Annotated in this window: 11 protein-coding genes; 7 read left to right on the forward strand and 4 right to left on the reverse strand. The window is 52.4% G+C overall.

Annotation, left to right across the window (positions count from 1 at the left end; genetic code table 11):
- Positions 1–66: 66 nt before the first annotated feature.
- The gene (gene glgP, locus ACFSSA_RS08535) at positions 67–1,731 is read right to left on the reverse strand and encodes an alpha-glucan family phosphorylase (protein WP_386820015.1); all 1,665 of its coding nucleotides are present in this window, start codon (positions 1,729–1,731) and stop codon (positions 67–69) included.
- Between the two features lie 91 nt (positions 1,732–1,822).
- On the reverse strand, positions 1,823–3,013 hold the full coding sequence (fabV, locus tag ACFSSA_RS08540) for an enoyl-ACP reductase FabV (protein WP_386820016.1): 1,191 nt from the start codon (positions 3,011–3,013) through the stop codon (positions 1,823–1,825).
- 454 nt (positions 3,014–3,467) lie between these two features.
- Here fabV and ACFSSA_RS08545 point away from each other — a divergent pair, with 454 nt between their 5' ends.
- From ACFSSA_RS08545 to ACFSSA_RS08555, 3 genes are all read left to right on the forward strand, one after another.
- Complete coding sequence (locus ACFSSA_RS08545; RefSeq protein ID WP_386820017.1) at positions 3,468–3,755, forward strand: hypothetical protein; 288 nt, start codon at positions 3,468–3,470, stop codon at positions 3,753–3,755.
- A gap of 69 nt (positions 3,756–3,824) precedes the next feature.
- On the forward strand, positions 3,825–4,199 hold the full coding sequence (locus ACFSSA_RS08550) for a hypothetical protein (RefSeq protein WP_386820018.1): 375 nt from the start codon (positions 3,825–3,827) through the stop codon (positions 4,197–4,199).
- 91 nt (positions 4,200–4,290) lie between these two features.
- The gene (locus tag ACFSSA_RS08555; RefSeq protein WP_386820019.1) at positions 4,291–6,036 is read left to right on the forward strand and encodes an SMP-30/gluconolactonase/LRE family protein; all 1,746 of its coding nucleotides are present in this window, start codon (positions 4,291–4,293) and stop codon (positions 6,034–6,036) included.
- Positions 6,037–6,040: 4 nt separating this feature from the next.
- On the opposite strand, the gene ACFSSA_RS08560 is transcribed toward ACFSSA_RS08555, so the two are convergent.
- Positions 6,041–6,760, reverse strand: coding sequence for a spermine/spermidine synthase domain-containing protein (locus ACFSSA_RS08560; protein ID WP_386820020.1), 720 nt, complete (start codon positions 6,758–6,760; stop codon positions 6,041–6,043).
- Between the two features lie 101 nt (positions 6,761–6,861).
- Here ACFSSA_RS08560 and ACFSSA_RS08565 point away from each other — a divergent pair, with 101 nt between their 5' ends.
- A complete protein-coding gene (locus ACFSSA_RS08565) occupies positions 6,862–7,374 on the forward strand; it encodes a PH domain-containing protein (RefSeq protein WP_386820021.1) in 513 nt (170 codons plus the stop codon).
- A 160-nt stretch (positions 7,375–7,534) separates the two neighbouring features.
- Positions 7,535–7,846 (forward strand): DMT family transporter, encoded by a 312-nt coding sequence (locus ACFSSA_RS08570; protein WP_386820022.1) that lies wholly within the window; start codon positions 7,535–7,537, stop codon positions 7,844–7,846.
- A 22-nt stretch (positions 7,847–7,868) separates the two neighbouring features.
- Here the strand turns inward: ACFSSA_RS08570 and ACFSSA_RS08575 are convergent, their stop codons facing one another.
- Positions 7,869–9,491, reverse strand: a complete 1,623-nt coding sequence (locus tag ACFSSA_RS08575; protein WP_386820023.1) for a sulfatase-like hydrolase/transferase — start codon at positions 9,489–9,491, stop codon at positions 7,869–7,871.
- A 331-nt stretch (positions 9,492–9,822) separates the two neighbouring features.
- Here ACFSSA_RS08575 and ACFSSA_RS08580 point away from each other — a divergent pair, with 331 nt between their 5' ends.
- A complete protein-coding gene (locus ACFSSA_RS08580) occupies positions 9,823–12,234 on the forward strand; it encodes a ligase-associated DNA damage response DEXH box helicase (RefSeq protein WP_386820024.1) in 2,412 nt (803 codons plus the stop codon).
- The gene (locus ACFSSA_RS08585) at positions 12,234–14,336 is read left to right on the forward strand and encodes an ABC-F family ATP-binding cassette domain-containing protein (RefSeq protein ID WP_386820025.1); all 2,103 of its coding nucleotides are present in this window, start codon (positions 12,234–12,236) and stop codon (positions 14,334–14,336) included. Before ACFSSA_RS08580 ends, ACFSSA_RS08585 begins: the two co-directional genes overlap by 1 nt.
- Positions 14,337–14,440 lie beyond the last annotated feature (104 nt).

The raw sequence follows: 14,440 nt of genomic DNA on the forward strand, positions 1-14,440 counted from the left end.
ACGCCCATTCATCGCTGGTTTTGATGAAGGCACGTTGGTCGATCATTCGTAGGTGGTTGGAATATTTCAGCGATACATCTTCTCATAATACTCTGCAGCCATCCGATCGGAGTCGAATTCAGGAGAGACATCATTCATTGAATTGAGCACGATCCTATTCCACTCGTCCGGAGTGTCGTAATACAGCGGAAGTATGCGCTCCTTGAGAATGGTGTAGAAACCAAGCATATCCTGTCTGTCACGCTCCGCATGATCCAGCTCCGGATCCAGAGGAGGGATGATAAAGCTATTTTCCCCATCCTTCGCGAACTCACAGATCCAGCCATCGTAGGTAGAGAGATTTACCGAGCCATTCATTGCTGCGGTCATCCCCGAAGTGCCGGACGCCTCCCTGGTCACCACTGGGTTATTGAGCCATACATCGGATCCGTTTTTGAGGAAACGGGAAAGCTCCAACTCGTATCCGGTAAGGACGGTCGCATTCGGGTAATCCTTTGTGATCCGGATCAGATGATCGAACGTATCGATTGCAGAATAGTCGAAAGGATATGGCTTGCCCGCCCAGATGATCTGAACCGGACGTTCATTATTGTTCAATATTTCACGGAACAAGCGCATTTCCTTCGTGATAAGATCTGGACGCTTGTAACCGGCGAAACGGCGGGCCCAGACAATCGTCAGGACGTCGGGGCGAAACAACTTGCCGGTTTGATCTGCCACAACCCGGAACAAGCGCTCCTTGAGTTCACGCTTGCGGTTACACAACATTTCGATGTCGTTCTCCTTGCGGGCGTTTTCCATTCCGTGATCGACCCAATACTTCTTGTTCTGGGCATTGGTGATATGTGTGATTTCGCAGATATCAGGAGCGTCTTTCCACATTTCACGGCTCACTTCCCCATGCAGTTTTGAAACACCGTTTGCTTTTTTTGCCAAACGCAGTGCCGCAAGCGAGTGATTGAAAATCTCGCCCTCGATGCCCGTGATTTTCCGGATAGTATGCTCGTCGAGACCACTGAAAAACGTGAAGTCCCGTAGCAACTGGAAGTTGTGTTTTTCATTGCCCGCTTCCTCTGGAGTGTGGGTGGTGAAGATCAATCGCTTTTTAACATCGTCCAGATTTCCATGGGTTTTATAGAGATGGAAGGCTGCTGAAAGGCCGTGTGCCTCATTGAGGTGCCAGATCTCCGGATCGACCCCCAACTCTTCAAGCAAGCGTGCCCCGCCGACTCCGAGTATGATATATTGGGCAATCCGCCGGAGCGGATCGTTATCGTAAAGCCGATGCGTAATGGCCCGCGAGAGGTCATCGTTTTCCTCGATATCCGTGGTGAGGAAAAACATCGGGACCGTGCCGAAAATCTCGCCAGCAAGAAACATCACTTTCACCCACACTGGGTGTCCATGAACCGGAACCGTATAGCGGATGCCGGTATCCTGGAGAAAGGAATAGACCTTTTTCCGGAACTGGACCGCCATCTCCCGATCCTCGCCGCGCACCTGATTGTAATACCCATAAGTCCATAGGATTCCTATTCCCGCCATATTCTGCCGCAAATCCGCGGCAGAACGCATGTGCGAGCCAGCCAGAAAGCCGAGCCCACCCGAGTAGATCTTGAAACTTTGATCAATGGCGAACTCACAGGAAAAGTAGACCGCACTCTTGGAGAACCGCGGATCAATCTCATATTTATGGGCGAACCGCTCAGGTAGAAATGACTTTCTGGACATAGGAATCGAAACTCAGGATTGTGTAGATCATATAGCAGAGCACGGAATTCTGCCTTCTCAAGGGGGCGCGTGTGACGCAATTGACAAAAATTTACGATAGCGACGGCACACCTACAGATGTATCCACATCTGCCTCATAATCCACCCCATCCAGGCCGAACCCGAACAGCTTGAGGAATCCGTTTTGATAGCCTTCGTAATCGGCCAAGGTATTAAGATTCTCTGTATTGACCTCCGCCCAGCGTTTTCCGACGATATTCTGGATTTCCGGGGACATTTCCCAGTCGTCGATTCTGATGCGACCCGCATCATCTGGAAGCGGTTGATTATTGTAAATTCTCTCGCGCAAGAGACGATCCATCTGCTCGATGGTATCCTCGTGGCTTCCTGCATCTTTCATCGCCTTATAAAGCAGAGAGATATAGAGCGGCACGACCGGAATGGCAGAGCTCGCCTGGGTGACGAGCGCTTTGTTTACCGATACCCATGCCTTGCCGGAAACCGCGGAAAGCTTCGCATCCAGCGAGCGCTGGGTTTTTTCCAGATCCTCCTTTGCCTTTCCGATCGTTCCGTTTTTATAAATCGGCCAGGTCACCTCCGGCCCAATATAAGAATAGGCCACTGTCTGAACCCCATCGGCAAGCACACCTGCCTTTTGCAGGGCATCCATCCATAATTCCCAGTCTTCCCCGCCCATAACGGCAACGGTTTCCTCGATATCATTCCCTTCAGCTGGCTGGATCGTCACCTCTTCCACGCTGCCGGTATTGGTATTGAGAGTCTTGTTTGTGTAGACTTCACCAATCGGCTTGAGCACCGACTTGTGGACTTCGCCTGTCTTTGGATTCGTGCGGCGGGGAGAAGCCAAGCTATATACCACCAAATCCACCTGACCAAGATCCTCGTGAATGGCTTGAATTACTTCGTGTTTCACCTCATCGGAAAATGCATCTCCGTTGAACGAGCGGGCATAGAGACCAGCTGCTTTCGCCTCACGCTCGAATCCGACAGTATTATACCAACCCGCTGTTGCCGTTTTCTTCTCATCGCCCGGTCTTTCAAAAAAGACACCCACTGTCGCAGCATCGCTACCGAAAGCCGCCGCAATCCTGGAAGAAAGCCCGTAACCAGTGGATGATCCGATTACCAGAACCTTCTTTGGCCCTCCCTCAATCGGGCCGCGTTCCTTCACCACTGCAATCTGCTCTGCAACATGCTTTGCGCACCCTTCAGGATGAGCTGTTGTACAAATAAACCCGCGAATTTTCGGTGAAACGATCATAGTCCTGAAATCGTATCCGCGCAGCCGCGTCAGGCAACTCCAAATCCACTCTGCGGCAGGCCGGAATAGCGCGTATTCGGCATCGTGAGCATTCCTCAAAAAGACGTAATCTATCGATATGAAATCAAACCCTGTCTTATCCGTTAACAATTAACATAATGAATCATATTCATTGGGATCGTTAATAAACCTCATAATATTTCGGCGAATAGCGCCGGCTCATCGCTGTCAGTCCATCAGCGAAGCAGAGCAGGATCTCACATGTGTTCTTCACCCCGGATTTGTAACCGTATTAGTTATAGCCAAAATAAGATCTCACTTGCCACACAAATTACCGGCCATTAATCGTAATGCCTCATAATCCCAACGATTTCACATGGGTGAAAGCTTTACACATCATACCGCGAATGGGTTCGTTCATGTCACTCCGAGCGGAGATTTTTCGGTAGCTGAGATGATATCCTACATCGGGGGAATCCTCTCGGATCCCCAAGTATCAACTCCCGCTCTCATCCTTATAAAGCCTAGGAATGTTACCACTTCGAGAACTGTGGAAGACGTGGAGGAAATCGCCAGAGGTTTCGAAAAATTATCCCCGCTGATCGCCAAGATCGCCATAGTTAGTGATTCCGACCTACACTACGGAAATGCTCGTATGGGTATTGCCTTCTCGAATCCTGCCATCTTGAAGGCTGGAGCTTTCCGCACGGTTGATGAAGCTATCCTATTTCTTACAACTTAAGTTAGACATTTAAACTGATAGATTCTCGACATCCTGACAAATCCGGATAGAAAACTATTTATCCCCCGTATGGACTCCAATTTAAGTTATAACATATCCGACAGCCTGGTATACGTCACCTTGAAAGGTGACTTCACCGTTCAGGAGTCGATGGCACTACTTGATGAGGTATTGCACCATCAGGATGTAATAATTCCCGCCAATCTTTTGATTGATGTCCGGGAAGCCACTGCACAGCGGACGACGGAACAAATCGAAGAAGTCGCATCCCACATCAATGAATGGCGGGAAAAAATTTCAAGAATCGCGGTTTTGACAGGTTCCGATCTGCATTTCGGCATTACAAGGATGGGGGTTTCCTATGTGGATCCGGCGGCCGTAAAGGTTTCGCCTTTCCGCAATATCGAAGACGCTATCGTCTTCCTTACCTCGCAGGATGTATGACTGCTGCCATGGTTATGTGAAACAGGGGGATCCGGATGCTTTTGCCCTTTTCCAGTCTCTGCTTTCTGATAAGCCCTTGGCAATTATTCCCATGAAACCCATCTTCCTGACCTTTCTGTTTCTTGCAACCAACAGCGCTTTCTCACAGATAGAAAATTATCCGACGCCACCAGAGGCAATACGCCAGGAAAATGTAGCCAAGGGAAAACTCATCCAGGGAACATATCGCGGATCCAGAATCTTTCCCGGGACTGTCCGCGATTATGCGGTATATGTCCCGGACCAATACGATGGCAGCACTCCTGCCTCCCTTATGGTTTTCCAGGATGGCATGAGTTACTGCCAGGAAAACAGGGGAACACGGGCTCACATCGTGTTCGACAACCTTATTGCCAAAGGCGAAATGCCGGTAACGATCGCAGTTTTCATCAACCCCGGAGTGGTGCCCGCAAACCATCCGGACAAGGCGGAAGCCAGATACAATCGCTCATTTGAATACGATGGCTTGGGCGATGCCTATCCGCGCTTCCTCATTGAAGAATTTCTCCCTTTCATTGAAAAAGAACACGATCTGAAAATCTCAGAAAACCCCGATCACCGTGGGATCTGTGGCTCGTCCTCCGGCGCGATCGCGGCATTCACCAGTGCTTGGGAGCGGCCGGATTCCTTCCGCAGGGTTTATTCGATGATCGGAACTTATGTGGGCCTCCGTGGCGGCAGCATCTATCTGGATCTCATTCGTAAAACAGAGCCAAAACCGCTGCGGATATTTCTCCAGGATGGCTCAAACGACAATAATATCTACGGTGGCGATTGGTGGATGGCGAATCAGTCCATGCAGCGGTCCCTCGAATGGGCAGGCTATGAGGTTAATCATGTATGGGGTAAGGGAAGACACAATCGCAAACATGGTGACTCGATTTTCCCGGATGCGATGCGCTGGCTCTGGAAGAGTAAAACCGTCTCCGTTCATCCCTCGCGATCCAATTCCCGCGCAAGTGAATACCTGATCCCCGGTGAGGACTGGAAGGTGCTTACCGCCGGGCACCAGTGGGCGGAAGGTATGGCTTTCGCGCCCGACGGATCATTGTTTTTCACCGATGTTCCCGCTTCCAAACTCTATAAAATATCCCCCTCCGGAGAGCAGTCGCTTATCGATGCAGATACCGGGAAGACCAATGGCCTAGCAATTGGACCGGACGGTCTGATCTACGGGGCATCCCCTGCCGCAAAGGAGATCCGCACCTGGGATCCTGCCACAGGAGAACGGAAAACAATTTTCAGCGGAGCCACCTCCAATGACATCGTCGTCCGGCACGATGGGCATATCTATTTTACCAATCCGGTGGAGAAAAAGGTCCACCACCTCGCTGCAGGCTCACTAAACCACAGCATCGTTGAGACAAAGCTGGAACGCCCGAACGGAATCGGCCTCTCCGCCGATCAATCATTGCTCTTCGTCGCGGATTTCACGGGGCGTTTTATTTATTCCTACCAGATCAACGAGGATGGCTCCTTGAAGAATCGCCAGAAATATTTCCACGCACACCTTCCAGACGACGGCCCGGGTGCACTTGATGGCATGACGGTTACGGCGAATGGGATGCCGTTGGTAGCCACCGAGCTGGGAATTCAAATCTTCGATCAACCCGGTCGCGTGCAGTTAATCATTCCCCGCCCCAAACCGGAGGACAAACGGACAAACTACGTAGCCTTCGGAGGCCCGGATAGAAAAACCCTATATGTAGCCACTGCAGGAACCATCTATACACGGAAGGTAAATCTGAAAGGTGCCGATCCGCTCAGCCCCACGAAGCCGCCGAAACCCGGCCTATAAAACCTTACAGACATGCGATATAGACCGTGCTTTTGGAGACCGTTTCCAACAAGGGATTTGGAAACGGCATGATTTCCGTGGTCACGGTGCGGAAGACCGCTTCGAGATCGGAGATAAACCGGGCATCCGGCGGATCGTCTGACCACATCGCAAAAACTCCACCGTCATACAATTGCGCGGCAAGTTTCTCCAATCCTTCCCTTCGGTAGAAATCGGCGTTTTCCACCGCTAGAAGATTCCTTGGCGAATGATCTATATCCAGCAGCACCGCATGGAATTTCCGGCCGGGACTTAGGGGATCGAAACCCCGTTCAGGATCCGCCGCCAATGCGAAAAAATCCCCCAGCACATACCTGCATCGTGTGTCTTCATTCATTCGCCGGCCCAGGGGAACCAATTCCTTTTCATGCCAATCGATCACCCCTTCCATGGCGTCAACCACCAGCAAGGATTCTACTTCCTTGGATTTCAAGGCGGCAACTGCGGTATATCCGAGTCCCAGCCCGCCGACAACCACATCAAATCCCGTCCCTTCCAAAGCTCCCAGGCCGAGCTCGGCAAGTGCTTCTTCCACCACATGAAACAAGCTGGACATCAGATACGCATCGCCAAGCTTTACCTCGTAAACATCCAGTCCCCCGAGCTGGAGATACTTGCGGCGCTGCAGGATCAAATCACCCAAAGGCGTTTCACGGAAATCCAGTTCTTCGAATAATTTACTCATACGGAACCCACAGCCTCACCCTGTTTCCCATAGAACCGCAAGCAGCGAAAAACCCATCATTGCCAAGCGCATAAGTTAAGCGGATGATTAGACCCATTATTATGAATGAAGAAACCACCTTTTGGAAAGGAAGCCCATCTCAATGGCTCAATATCGGTCCCTTCAGCTTGGCGATTTTGCTTAGCGCGGGCATCGTTGCCGGAGGAATCTTTTTCCCACCTGCCTTTATAGGATTGATGCTACCTGCCATTTACGCGCTCTGGAGTTACCTGACAGTGCGCTGCCAGACCTTTGAGCTCACCACCGAAAGACTCAGAATCACGAAGGGAGTGATCAATCAGAACATCGATGAAGTCGAACTTTACCGCGTCAAGGACATGGTGGTGGAGAGAAAATGGTGGATGCGCCTGACGGGACTGGGAAATATCCACCTGGAAACATCGGACCGCTCGCTTCCGCATGTCGATATTCCGGCAATCAGCGGCTGCCTGGAGCTGCGCGAAGATCTCCGCAGGAAGGTCGAGGCGATGCGTGATAAGAAGCGTGTTCGTGAAATGGACTTTGATGAAACCGCAAGCGATGGAGCATTCGATGATATGGGCGATATGATTTGAGTTCCCGATTCAGCAGACCAGGCGTTTCCCTTTTACGCATTCCATTTGACTGATGGTATCTCCTGTTTTATCGGATGACCACTTCAACGAAGTGAGGACGACCTCACCGCTCGCATAAAAATACTACCGAGGACGACCTTGGCTAACTTTGAAAATTGCTATGCCTTGGATTCTACTTTTACTCGCTGCCTGTTTTGAAATTGCCTGGGCATTGGGCCTGAAGTTCAGCGATGGTTTTACCCGTTTGTGGCCGACCATCGGCACGATTCTGGCACTGGTTATCAGCTTTATCCTGTTAGGCATCGCTTCGAAATCGATTCCAATCGGCACCGCCTATGCGGTCTGGACCGGCATCGGGGCAGCAGGCACGGTGGTTTGCGGGATCGTTTTTCTCAACGATCCCGCATCGGCGACACGCCTTGTCTGCGTCGGACTGATTTTGGCAGGCGTGCTCGGGCTGAAGCTCACTTGAAATCCCCGCTACGCAGCATTTTTCAACGCGGCACTGCTTCCAGGGAGAGTGGAATCGTCGAAGCCGGGACATCGATAGGGCCTTTCGCGACCGCGACGAGACGCTTGCACTCCGCACGCATGATATCGAGAACCTCGCTATGCTCGGCCACGCCGATGAGGTTCTTCGTTTCATTGGGATCCGCTTCCAGATCGTAGAGTTCTTCATAGACTGGCTCCTCACCGAGTATGGTGGATGTAAGCCATGTCTGGTAAAGTTCGCTTTGTTCGGCGCTGACCTTATAAATATTCTTTGGTTTCACCTTGTTCCATAACGTGCGGTCATTTTCGAAGTAGCGGATATATTTCCAGCGGGAGTTACGCACGCTTTCGATACGCGGGTTACCGAAAATGGTGGACCAAAGATTTTCCGCAAAAGCAAAGGTTCTCCAGTCCGCTGCATTCTCCCCCTTCACTAGACGCACATAGGAACGTCCCTGCATGGAGTCCGCTGGCTCAATGCCTGCCAGATCGAGAAGCGTCGGCGCGAGATCAATGGACTGGACCAATTCCGGAACACGGGAACCTTTCCTCTCCGCCGGAAGGCGCGGATCACTGACGATGAGAGGAACCTGAAGGCATGCCTCGTAATTAAGCGCTTTGCCACCCAGTCCTTGATCACCGTGCAAAAGACCATGATCGGAGGTGATGATGATGACGGTGTTTTTATCTTCGCCGCTTGCTTCCAGTTCCTTTCGAATCCGGCCGACCATATTGTCGATGCCCGTAATCGTCTCATACTCCCGGACCATGAGCTCGCGCAGCCGCTCAGGAGTATCGCTGTCATCGTAGATATCTTGCCGATACTGCGTATAGAGCAAATCGGCGGGAAGTTTCGGGGTCTTGATATCGGCTTTTGCGATAAAGGTTTCCGGGAACTTGATATCGGCCATCGCATCACGGTAACCGGTCCTATACAGCTCGGGATCGCTTGGCTTCTGTTTCATATTCAGCACACCCGCGCCGTGCGGAACATTCAGACAGATGGAAAGGCAGAACGGCTGCCCCTCCGGCCGTGCATCCAGAAAGGAAAGCGCGCCGCCGATGTAGGTCCCATCGTTTTTGAGGAAAGAGAGCGCTCCCTCGGCAATTACTTCCGGCTGGGTGTCCGCCGGATTGTCCGCAAAAATCTTGTGATGTTCCTTCGGGTAAAACTTGAGATGCCCGTGACCAGCATACCAATAATCGAAAGACTTATCCATCAGGCCTGTCTCGTAGCCGTTGTCACCGATCGGGACGTGGTTTTTCCCCACATAGCCGGTGTAGTATCCATTTTCTTTCAAGATGACCGGGTAACTCTTTGACCACGCCTCCGCACTCATCGCTGTGCCGGAATTGAAATTCACGCCGTGTTTCCGCTCATACTGCCCAAGGAAATAACAAGCTCTGCTGGGAGTACAAATCGCAGAGGTAACCGAGGCGTTGTCAAATACCACTCCGCTCTCCGCCAAGGCATCGATATTCGGAGTTTTCACAAAGGTATTTCCATAAACAGGAAGTGAATCCTGACGCTGATCATCTGTCAGAATGAAGATGATATTCGGCCGGGGCGCAGCAAAAGCCGTGGAGCTGATCAAAGATAAAAGAAGCAGTGAGTTTCGAAGCATTTTTTCAAATGAGGTGTGGTTCGTAAAAAGATAAAAGCCATAGATTCCATGGCTTTACAAATTCTCAGGAGCAATGCCGATAGCGTATCAACAAACCGTCCTTTGGAAAGAGAGGATTCCCTCTTCGCTCCGGACAGATCCTGCTATCATGTAAATGTCTTCATGCTCACCGGGAATGCATTGAAAAATCCCGTTCAAACCCATCCCCGGCTTTCATCGGGCCGGCACTCGCAAAGGATTCCCGGCCAACCGCCCCTGCAGCATCATCGACAAGGCAACTTTTTCCTCATTCGGGTTTCGTGAAGATCTTTTGAGGTTATGATAAGGGGCAATGCCAAAGCCTTCGTCGTTTCTCGCCTCAAAAGGCTTCAAGCCATTTCCCTTTCAGAAACAAACCTGGGCGGCTTATCGCAAAGGCATGTCAGGGCTCCTACACGCGCCCACCGGACAAGGGAAAACCATGGCTGTCTATCTGGCGCCACTTGTTGATTCCATCTCCAGCCCGGACAAATGCGCCATCCTCTGGATCACCCCTCTGCGGGCTCTGGCGGCAGATACACTACGTGCCTTACGGGAAGCCCAGAGCTTCTATAACCCGAAGCTGAGCTCGGAGGCACGCACCGATGATACGTCAGCTGCGGTTCGCGCAAAACTCAGAAAACGCCTCCCCCACACCCTCGTCACCACACCCGAGTCCCTCTCTCTGATGCTGACCCACGCCGATATGCGGGAAAAGCTAACCGGCTTGCGCTGTGTGATCGTCGATGAATGGCATGAGCTGTTGGGCACAAAACGCGGGGTCCAGACAGAGCTATGCCTGGCGCGGTTGCGGACTTGGTTTCCAAACCTGCGGACATGGGCGCTTTCCGCGACATTGGGCAATCTGGAGGAAGCCAGGGACACCGTTGCCCCGGAAAATGCCGCCACGATTTCGGCTACGATCAAAAAGAAAATCCTCATCGAAACAATCATCCCCAAGGAAATCAGGCGCTTCCCATGGGCAGGACATATCGGGACCTCTCTCGCTCCACAGGTTGTTGAGAAAATCGCCAATGCCCGCACCACATTGCTTTTCACCAATACCCGTTCCCAGACGGAAATCTGGTTTCAGGAACTGCTCAGCCTACGTCCGGAATGGGCGTCACAGCTGGCGATGCATCACGGATCACTGGACAGAACCGAGCGCGATCGCGCGGAAAATGGCCTACGTGAAGGAAGCCTTCGCTGTGTGGTCGCCACCTCTTCGCTAGATCTCGGCGTGGATTTCTCGCCTGTCGATCAAGTCATCCAGGTCGGCTCTCCCAAGGGCGTGGCCAGACTCCTGCAGAGAGCCGGCCGATCCGGACATCAACCGGGCGCCGATTCCAGGATTCTGGGAGTTCCGACCAATGCGTTGGAACTGATCGAGTTCGCGGCGGCCCGGCAGGCGGCGGGGGCAAAGCAAATCGAATCCCGCCGGCCGTTGCTAAAACCCTTGGATCTCCTCGTGCAGCACCTTGTTACCTGTGCCATCGGGACGCCCTTCCGCGCGGACGAAATGCTCGCTGAAATCAGATCAACCTACTCCTATCGGAACCTCAGCGAAGATGAATGGCAATGGGCACTCACATTTATCACCAAAGGCGGCAAGGCACTCTCCGCCTATCCTCGTTACCAAAAAGCGCAGATCGATAAAAACGGTTTCTACTACATCGCAGACAAACGATTAATCACCCAACACCGTCTATCGATCGGCACGATTACCTCGGACTCGCATGTCTCGCTGAGATTTGCTAACGGACATACCCTCGGCAGTGTCGAAGAGAGCTTCATCTCCAAGATAAAACCCGGGGCGAACCTTATTTTCTCCGGCCGCCACCTTTCATTGGTCAGAATCCGCGGAAAAATTGCTACGGTCAAACCAGCGAAGAAAAAGAACAGTGGCCGTATCGCCATCTGGGGTGGTTCCAAAATGCCGCTTTCGACTGAGCTCGCCCACGCATTTTCGGATCTGATCAACCTCTCGGGAAAAGCGACCGTTCCGCCTGAGCTGCGCAGCGTAAGACCTATTTTGAAAATTCAAAAAGAGTGGTCACACCTGCCGGACGATCAGGCATTACTCATCGAGCACGCACACTCCCGCGAAGGCGAGCATCTGTTTATCTACCCCTTTGGCGGTCGTCTTGTCCACGAGGGTCTCGCCGCATTGCTCGCCTTCCGCTTATCGAAGGAAAACCGCCAGACCATCACCACCACACAAAACGACTACGGATTTTCTCTCACAGCGAGGCGAAATCTACCTCTGGCAGAAGATGTCTTACGGGAGGCACTCTCGCCGGAAAACCTTCTCGACGATCTGTTGGAATGCATGAATACCGCAGAGCTTGCACGGAGACAATTTCGGGAAATAGCGCGTATTTCCGGCCTGATCCTACAACCTATGCCCGGACGCCGGCAAACCAATACCCAACGTGAGCTACAATCATCCGCAACCCTGCTCTACGAGGTGCTCCAGCGCTATGATCCCGAGAACCTGCTTCTCGCCCAATCGGAGCGTGAAATCCTGGAGAAACAGCTGGAGCTCACCCGCTTGAGCAACTCTCTGCATAAAATTTCCAAACAAGAATTCATCCTCCGGGAAACCGAAAAACTCACCCCTTTTGCCTTCCCATTGTGGGCGGATCGGCTTTCGGCCACGCTCTCCCCTCTGGATGCCAGCAGTCGCCTGGAAGCAATGTTGCAGGAACTCAACGGTGCCACTTGATGGAAATCGGTCGCTTGCGGGGCTCGAAATCCCGCACAGCTCGTCTTGGCATTGACCAAACGGAAAAGAAATGCACCCTCCCCGGCTTCATGATTTCCGTCCAAGCACTCCGCGTCGAATTTGGCCCACGCGTCCTTTTCAACAATCTTTCCTTCTCCGTTCAGCCCCGTGAGCGCATAGCATTCGCCGGGCACAACGGTGCGGGAAAATCTACGCTCATGAAGTGTATTGCCGGTATTATTCCGCCATCCGGAGGACAGATATCCGCTCCCAAGGGAACAAAGATCGGTTACCTCCCACAGGAAGGGATCCACGTAAAAGGCCGCACTCTCTGGGAAGAAACGGAATCCGCGTTCGGCGAAACCATGGCTCTGAAGAAGAAGGTCGAGCGGCTCTCCGACGAGCTGATCAAAATGGATCCGCGTTCATCACCCTATGGCGATTTGCTTGAGGAAATCGGCGAGCTCGAGCTCAAACTCTACGCAAACGATCCGGATCTAATGAAGCCGAAGATCGAGTCCATCCTCAAAGGACTTGGATTTTCCGAAAAAGATTTCACCCGCGATTGCTCGGAATTCTCCGGCGGATGGCAGATGCGCATCGCCATGGCGAAGCTTTTCCTCCAGCAGCCTGAAGTCCTTCTCCTTGACGAGCCGACGAACCACCTCGACATCGAAACGCAAATCTGGGTCGAGCAATACCTCATCAATTATCCCGGGGCGATTCTCCTCATTTCCCACGATCGCGCACTGCTCGACACACTCTGCACCCGCACGATTGCCTTTGCCCATGGGCGTGCGGAGGAATTCGCGGGGAATTTCTCGTATTTTGAGAAAGAATCCGTGCTCCGAAAGGAAATCCGGCTGAAACAATATAACGCGCAGCAGCGCGAGATTGCGGAAACACAGCGTTTCATCGATCGCTTCCGTGCCTCTGCCAACAAAGCCACACTCGTCCAGTCCCGGATCAAGCTGCTTGCAAAAATCGAGCGGATTCCAGCTCCGGAACGGGATGACTCAGTGATGAACTTCAAGTTCCCGCCTCCGCCGAACTCCGGCCACACGGTTGCTCTTATCGAAGGAGTATCAAAGGCTTACGGTCCTCTGCAGATTTTCAACAACTTCGACTTCGAGATCAACAAAGGCGAAAAATTCGCCATCGTCGGCCCCAATGGTGCCGGTAAATCCACCTTCTGCCGCCTCGTCACCGCCCAGGAAGAACCGGATTCCGGCAAGGTGACCCTCGGCCACAAAGTCGCCCCATCGTTCTTCTCCCAGAACCACGCGGACGAACTGGATCCCAACCTCACTATCCTAGAAACGGTGGAAGCTGTGGCATCCCGCGAGGCGATGCCACAAGTCCGGAACATTCTTGGCTGTTTCCTGTTCACCGGAGACGATGTTTTCAAAAAGATCGGCGTCCTTTCCGGGGGTGAACGCTCACGTGTGGCCCTGACATGCATGCTGCTGCGTCCGGCGAACTTCCTCATCCTTGACGAGCCGACCAACCACTTGGATATGCAATCCCAGGGCGTCCTCCAACGCGCCCTGCTGGACTACCCCGGCAGCGTGATGATCGTCTCCCACAACCGCGATTTCCTCGACCCGCTCGTCACCAAAACCCTTGAATTCCGTCCCGGACAGCAGGCACGGCTTTTCCACGGGAACATCAGTTATTACGTGGATAAAATCGCCGAGGAAAAGTCCGCGGGCAAAAACCTTGCCGCCAAGCAACCTGCCGGGCGGACGACAGATGCCGCGGTGACACCCGCCGCAGTGGTTCCGAAAAAACAATCCACTCCGGGAGTGAGCCGCAAGGAGCAACGCCGTCTCGACGCTCTCGCACGGGAAGCAAAGACAAAGATTCTTGCCCCACTCGAGAAAGAGCTGGAAAAACTGGAAGCAAACATCGCCCAACAGGAATCCACCCAGGCAACGCTCTCTGCCGCAATGAGCTCGGATGAAGTCACCGCAAATCCGGAAAAGCTCCGCCAGACAACCAACTCCCTGGAAAAAGCCACCAAGGCCCTGGACCTTTCATACACCCGCTGGTCAGCTCTCACCGAAGAAATCGAACAGGTCAAAAAGGAGCATAACCTTTAAGATAATCTTCCATTATTATTTCCCGATCAGACTCCAAATAAAAACAGCCACCTCGTCAGGTGGCTGTTTTTATTTTATTAGAGCACTTTTTGAAACCGGTGTGC

The sequence above is a fragment of the Luteolibacter algae genome, from assembly GCF_042683045.1.
GTDB lineage: Bacteria > Verrucomicrobiota > Verrucomicrobiia > Verrucomicrobiales > Akkermansiaceae > Luteolibacter > Luteolibacter algae.

Excerpts from the sequence above, each read along its gene's own strand:
- ACFSSA_RS08555 (WP_386820019.1), top strand. The coding sequence starts at position 4,291 with ATGAAACCCATCTTCCTGACCTTTCTGTTTCTTGCAACCAACAGCGCT.
- ACFSSA_RS08585 (WP_386820025.1), top strand. The coding sequence starts at position 12,234 with ATGGAAATCGGTCGCTTGCGGGGCTCGAAATCCCGCACAGCTCGTCTT.
- ACFSSA_RS08570 (WP_386820022.1), top strand. The coding sequence starts at position 7,535 with ATGCCTTGGATTCTACTTTTACTCGCTGCCTGTTTTGAAATTGCCTGG.
- fabV (WP_386820016.1), bottom strand. The coding sequence starts at position 3,013 with ATGATCGTTTCACCGAAAATTCGCGGGTTTATTTGTACAACAGCTCAT.
- ACFSSA_RS08550 (WP_386820018.1), top strand. The coding sequence starts at position 3,825 with ATGGACTCCAATTTAAGTTATAACATATCCGACAGCCTGGTATACGTC.
- ACFSSA_RS08560 (WP_386820020.1), bottom strand. The coding sequence starts at position 6,760 with ATGAGTAAATTATTCGAAGAACTGGATTTCCGTGAAACGCCTTTGGGT.
- ACFSSA_RS08565 (WP_386820021.1), top strand. The coding sequence starts at position 6,862 with ATGAATGAAGAAACCACCTTTTGGAAAGGAAGCCCATCTCAATGGCTC.
- ACFSSA_RS08545 (WP_386820017.1), top strand. The coding sequence starts at position 3,468 with ATGATATCCTACATCGGGGGAATCCTCTCGGATCCCCAAGTATCAACT.
- ACFSSA_RS08580 (WP_386820024.1), top strand. The coding sequence starts at position 9,823 with ATGCCAAAGCCTTCGTCGTTTCTCGCCTCAAAAGGCTTCAAGCCATTT.
- ACFSSA_RS08575 (WP_386820023.1), bottom strand. The coding sequence starts at position 9,491 with ATGCTTCGAAACTCACTGCTTCTTTTATCTTTGATCAGCTCCACGGCT.
- glgP (WP_386820015.1), bottom strand. The coding sequence starts at position 1,731 with ATGTCCAGAAAGTCATTTCTACCTGAGCGGTTCGCCCATAAATATGAG.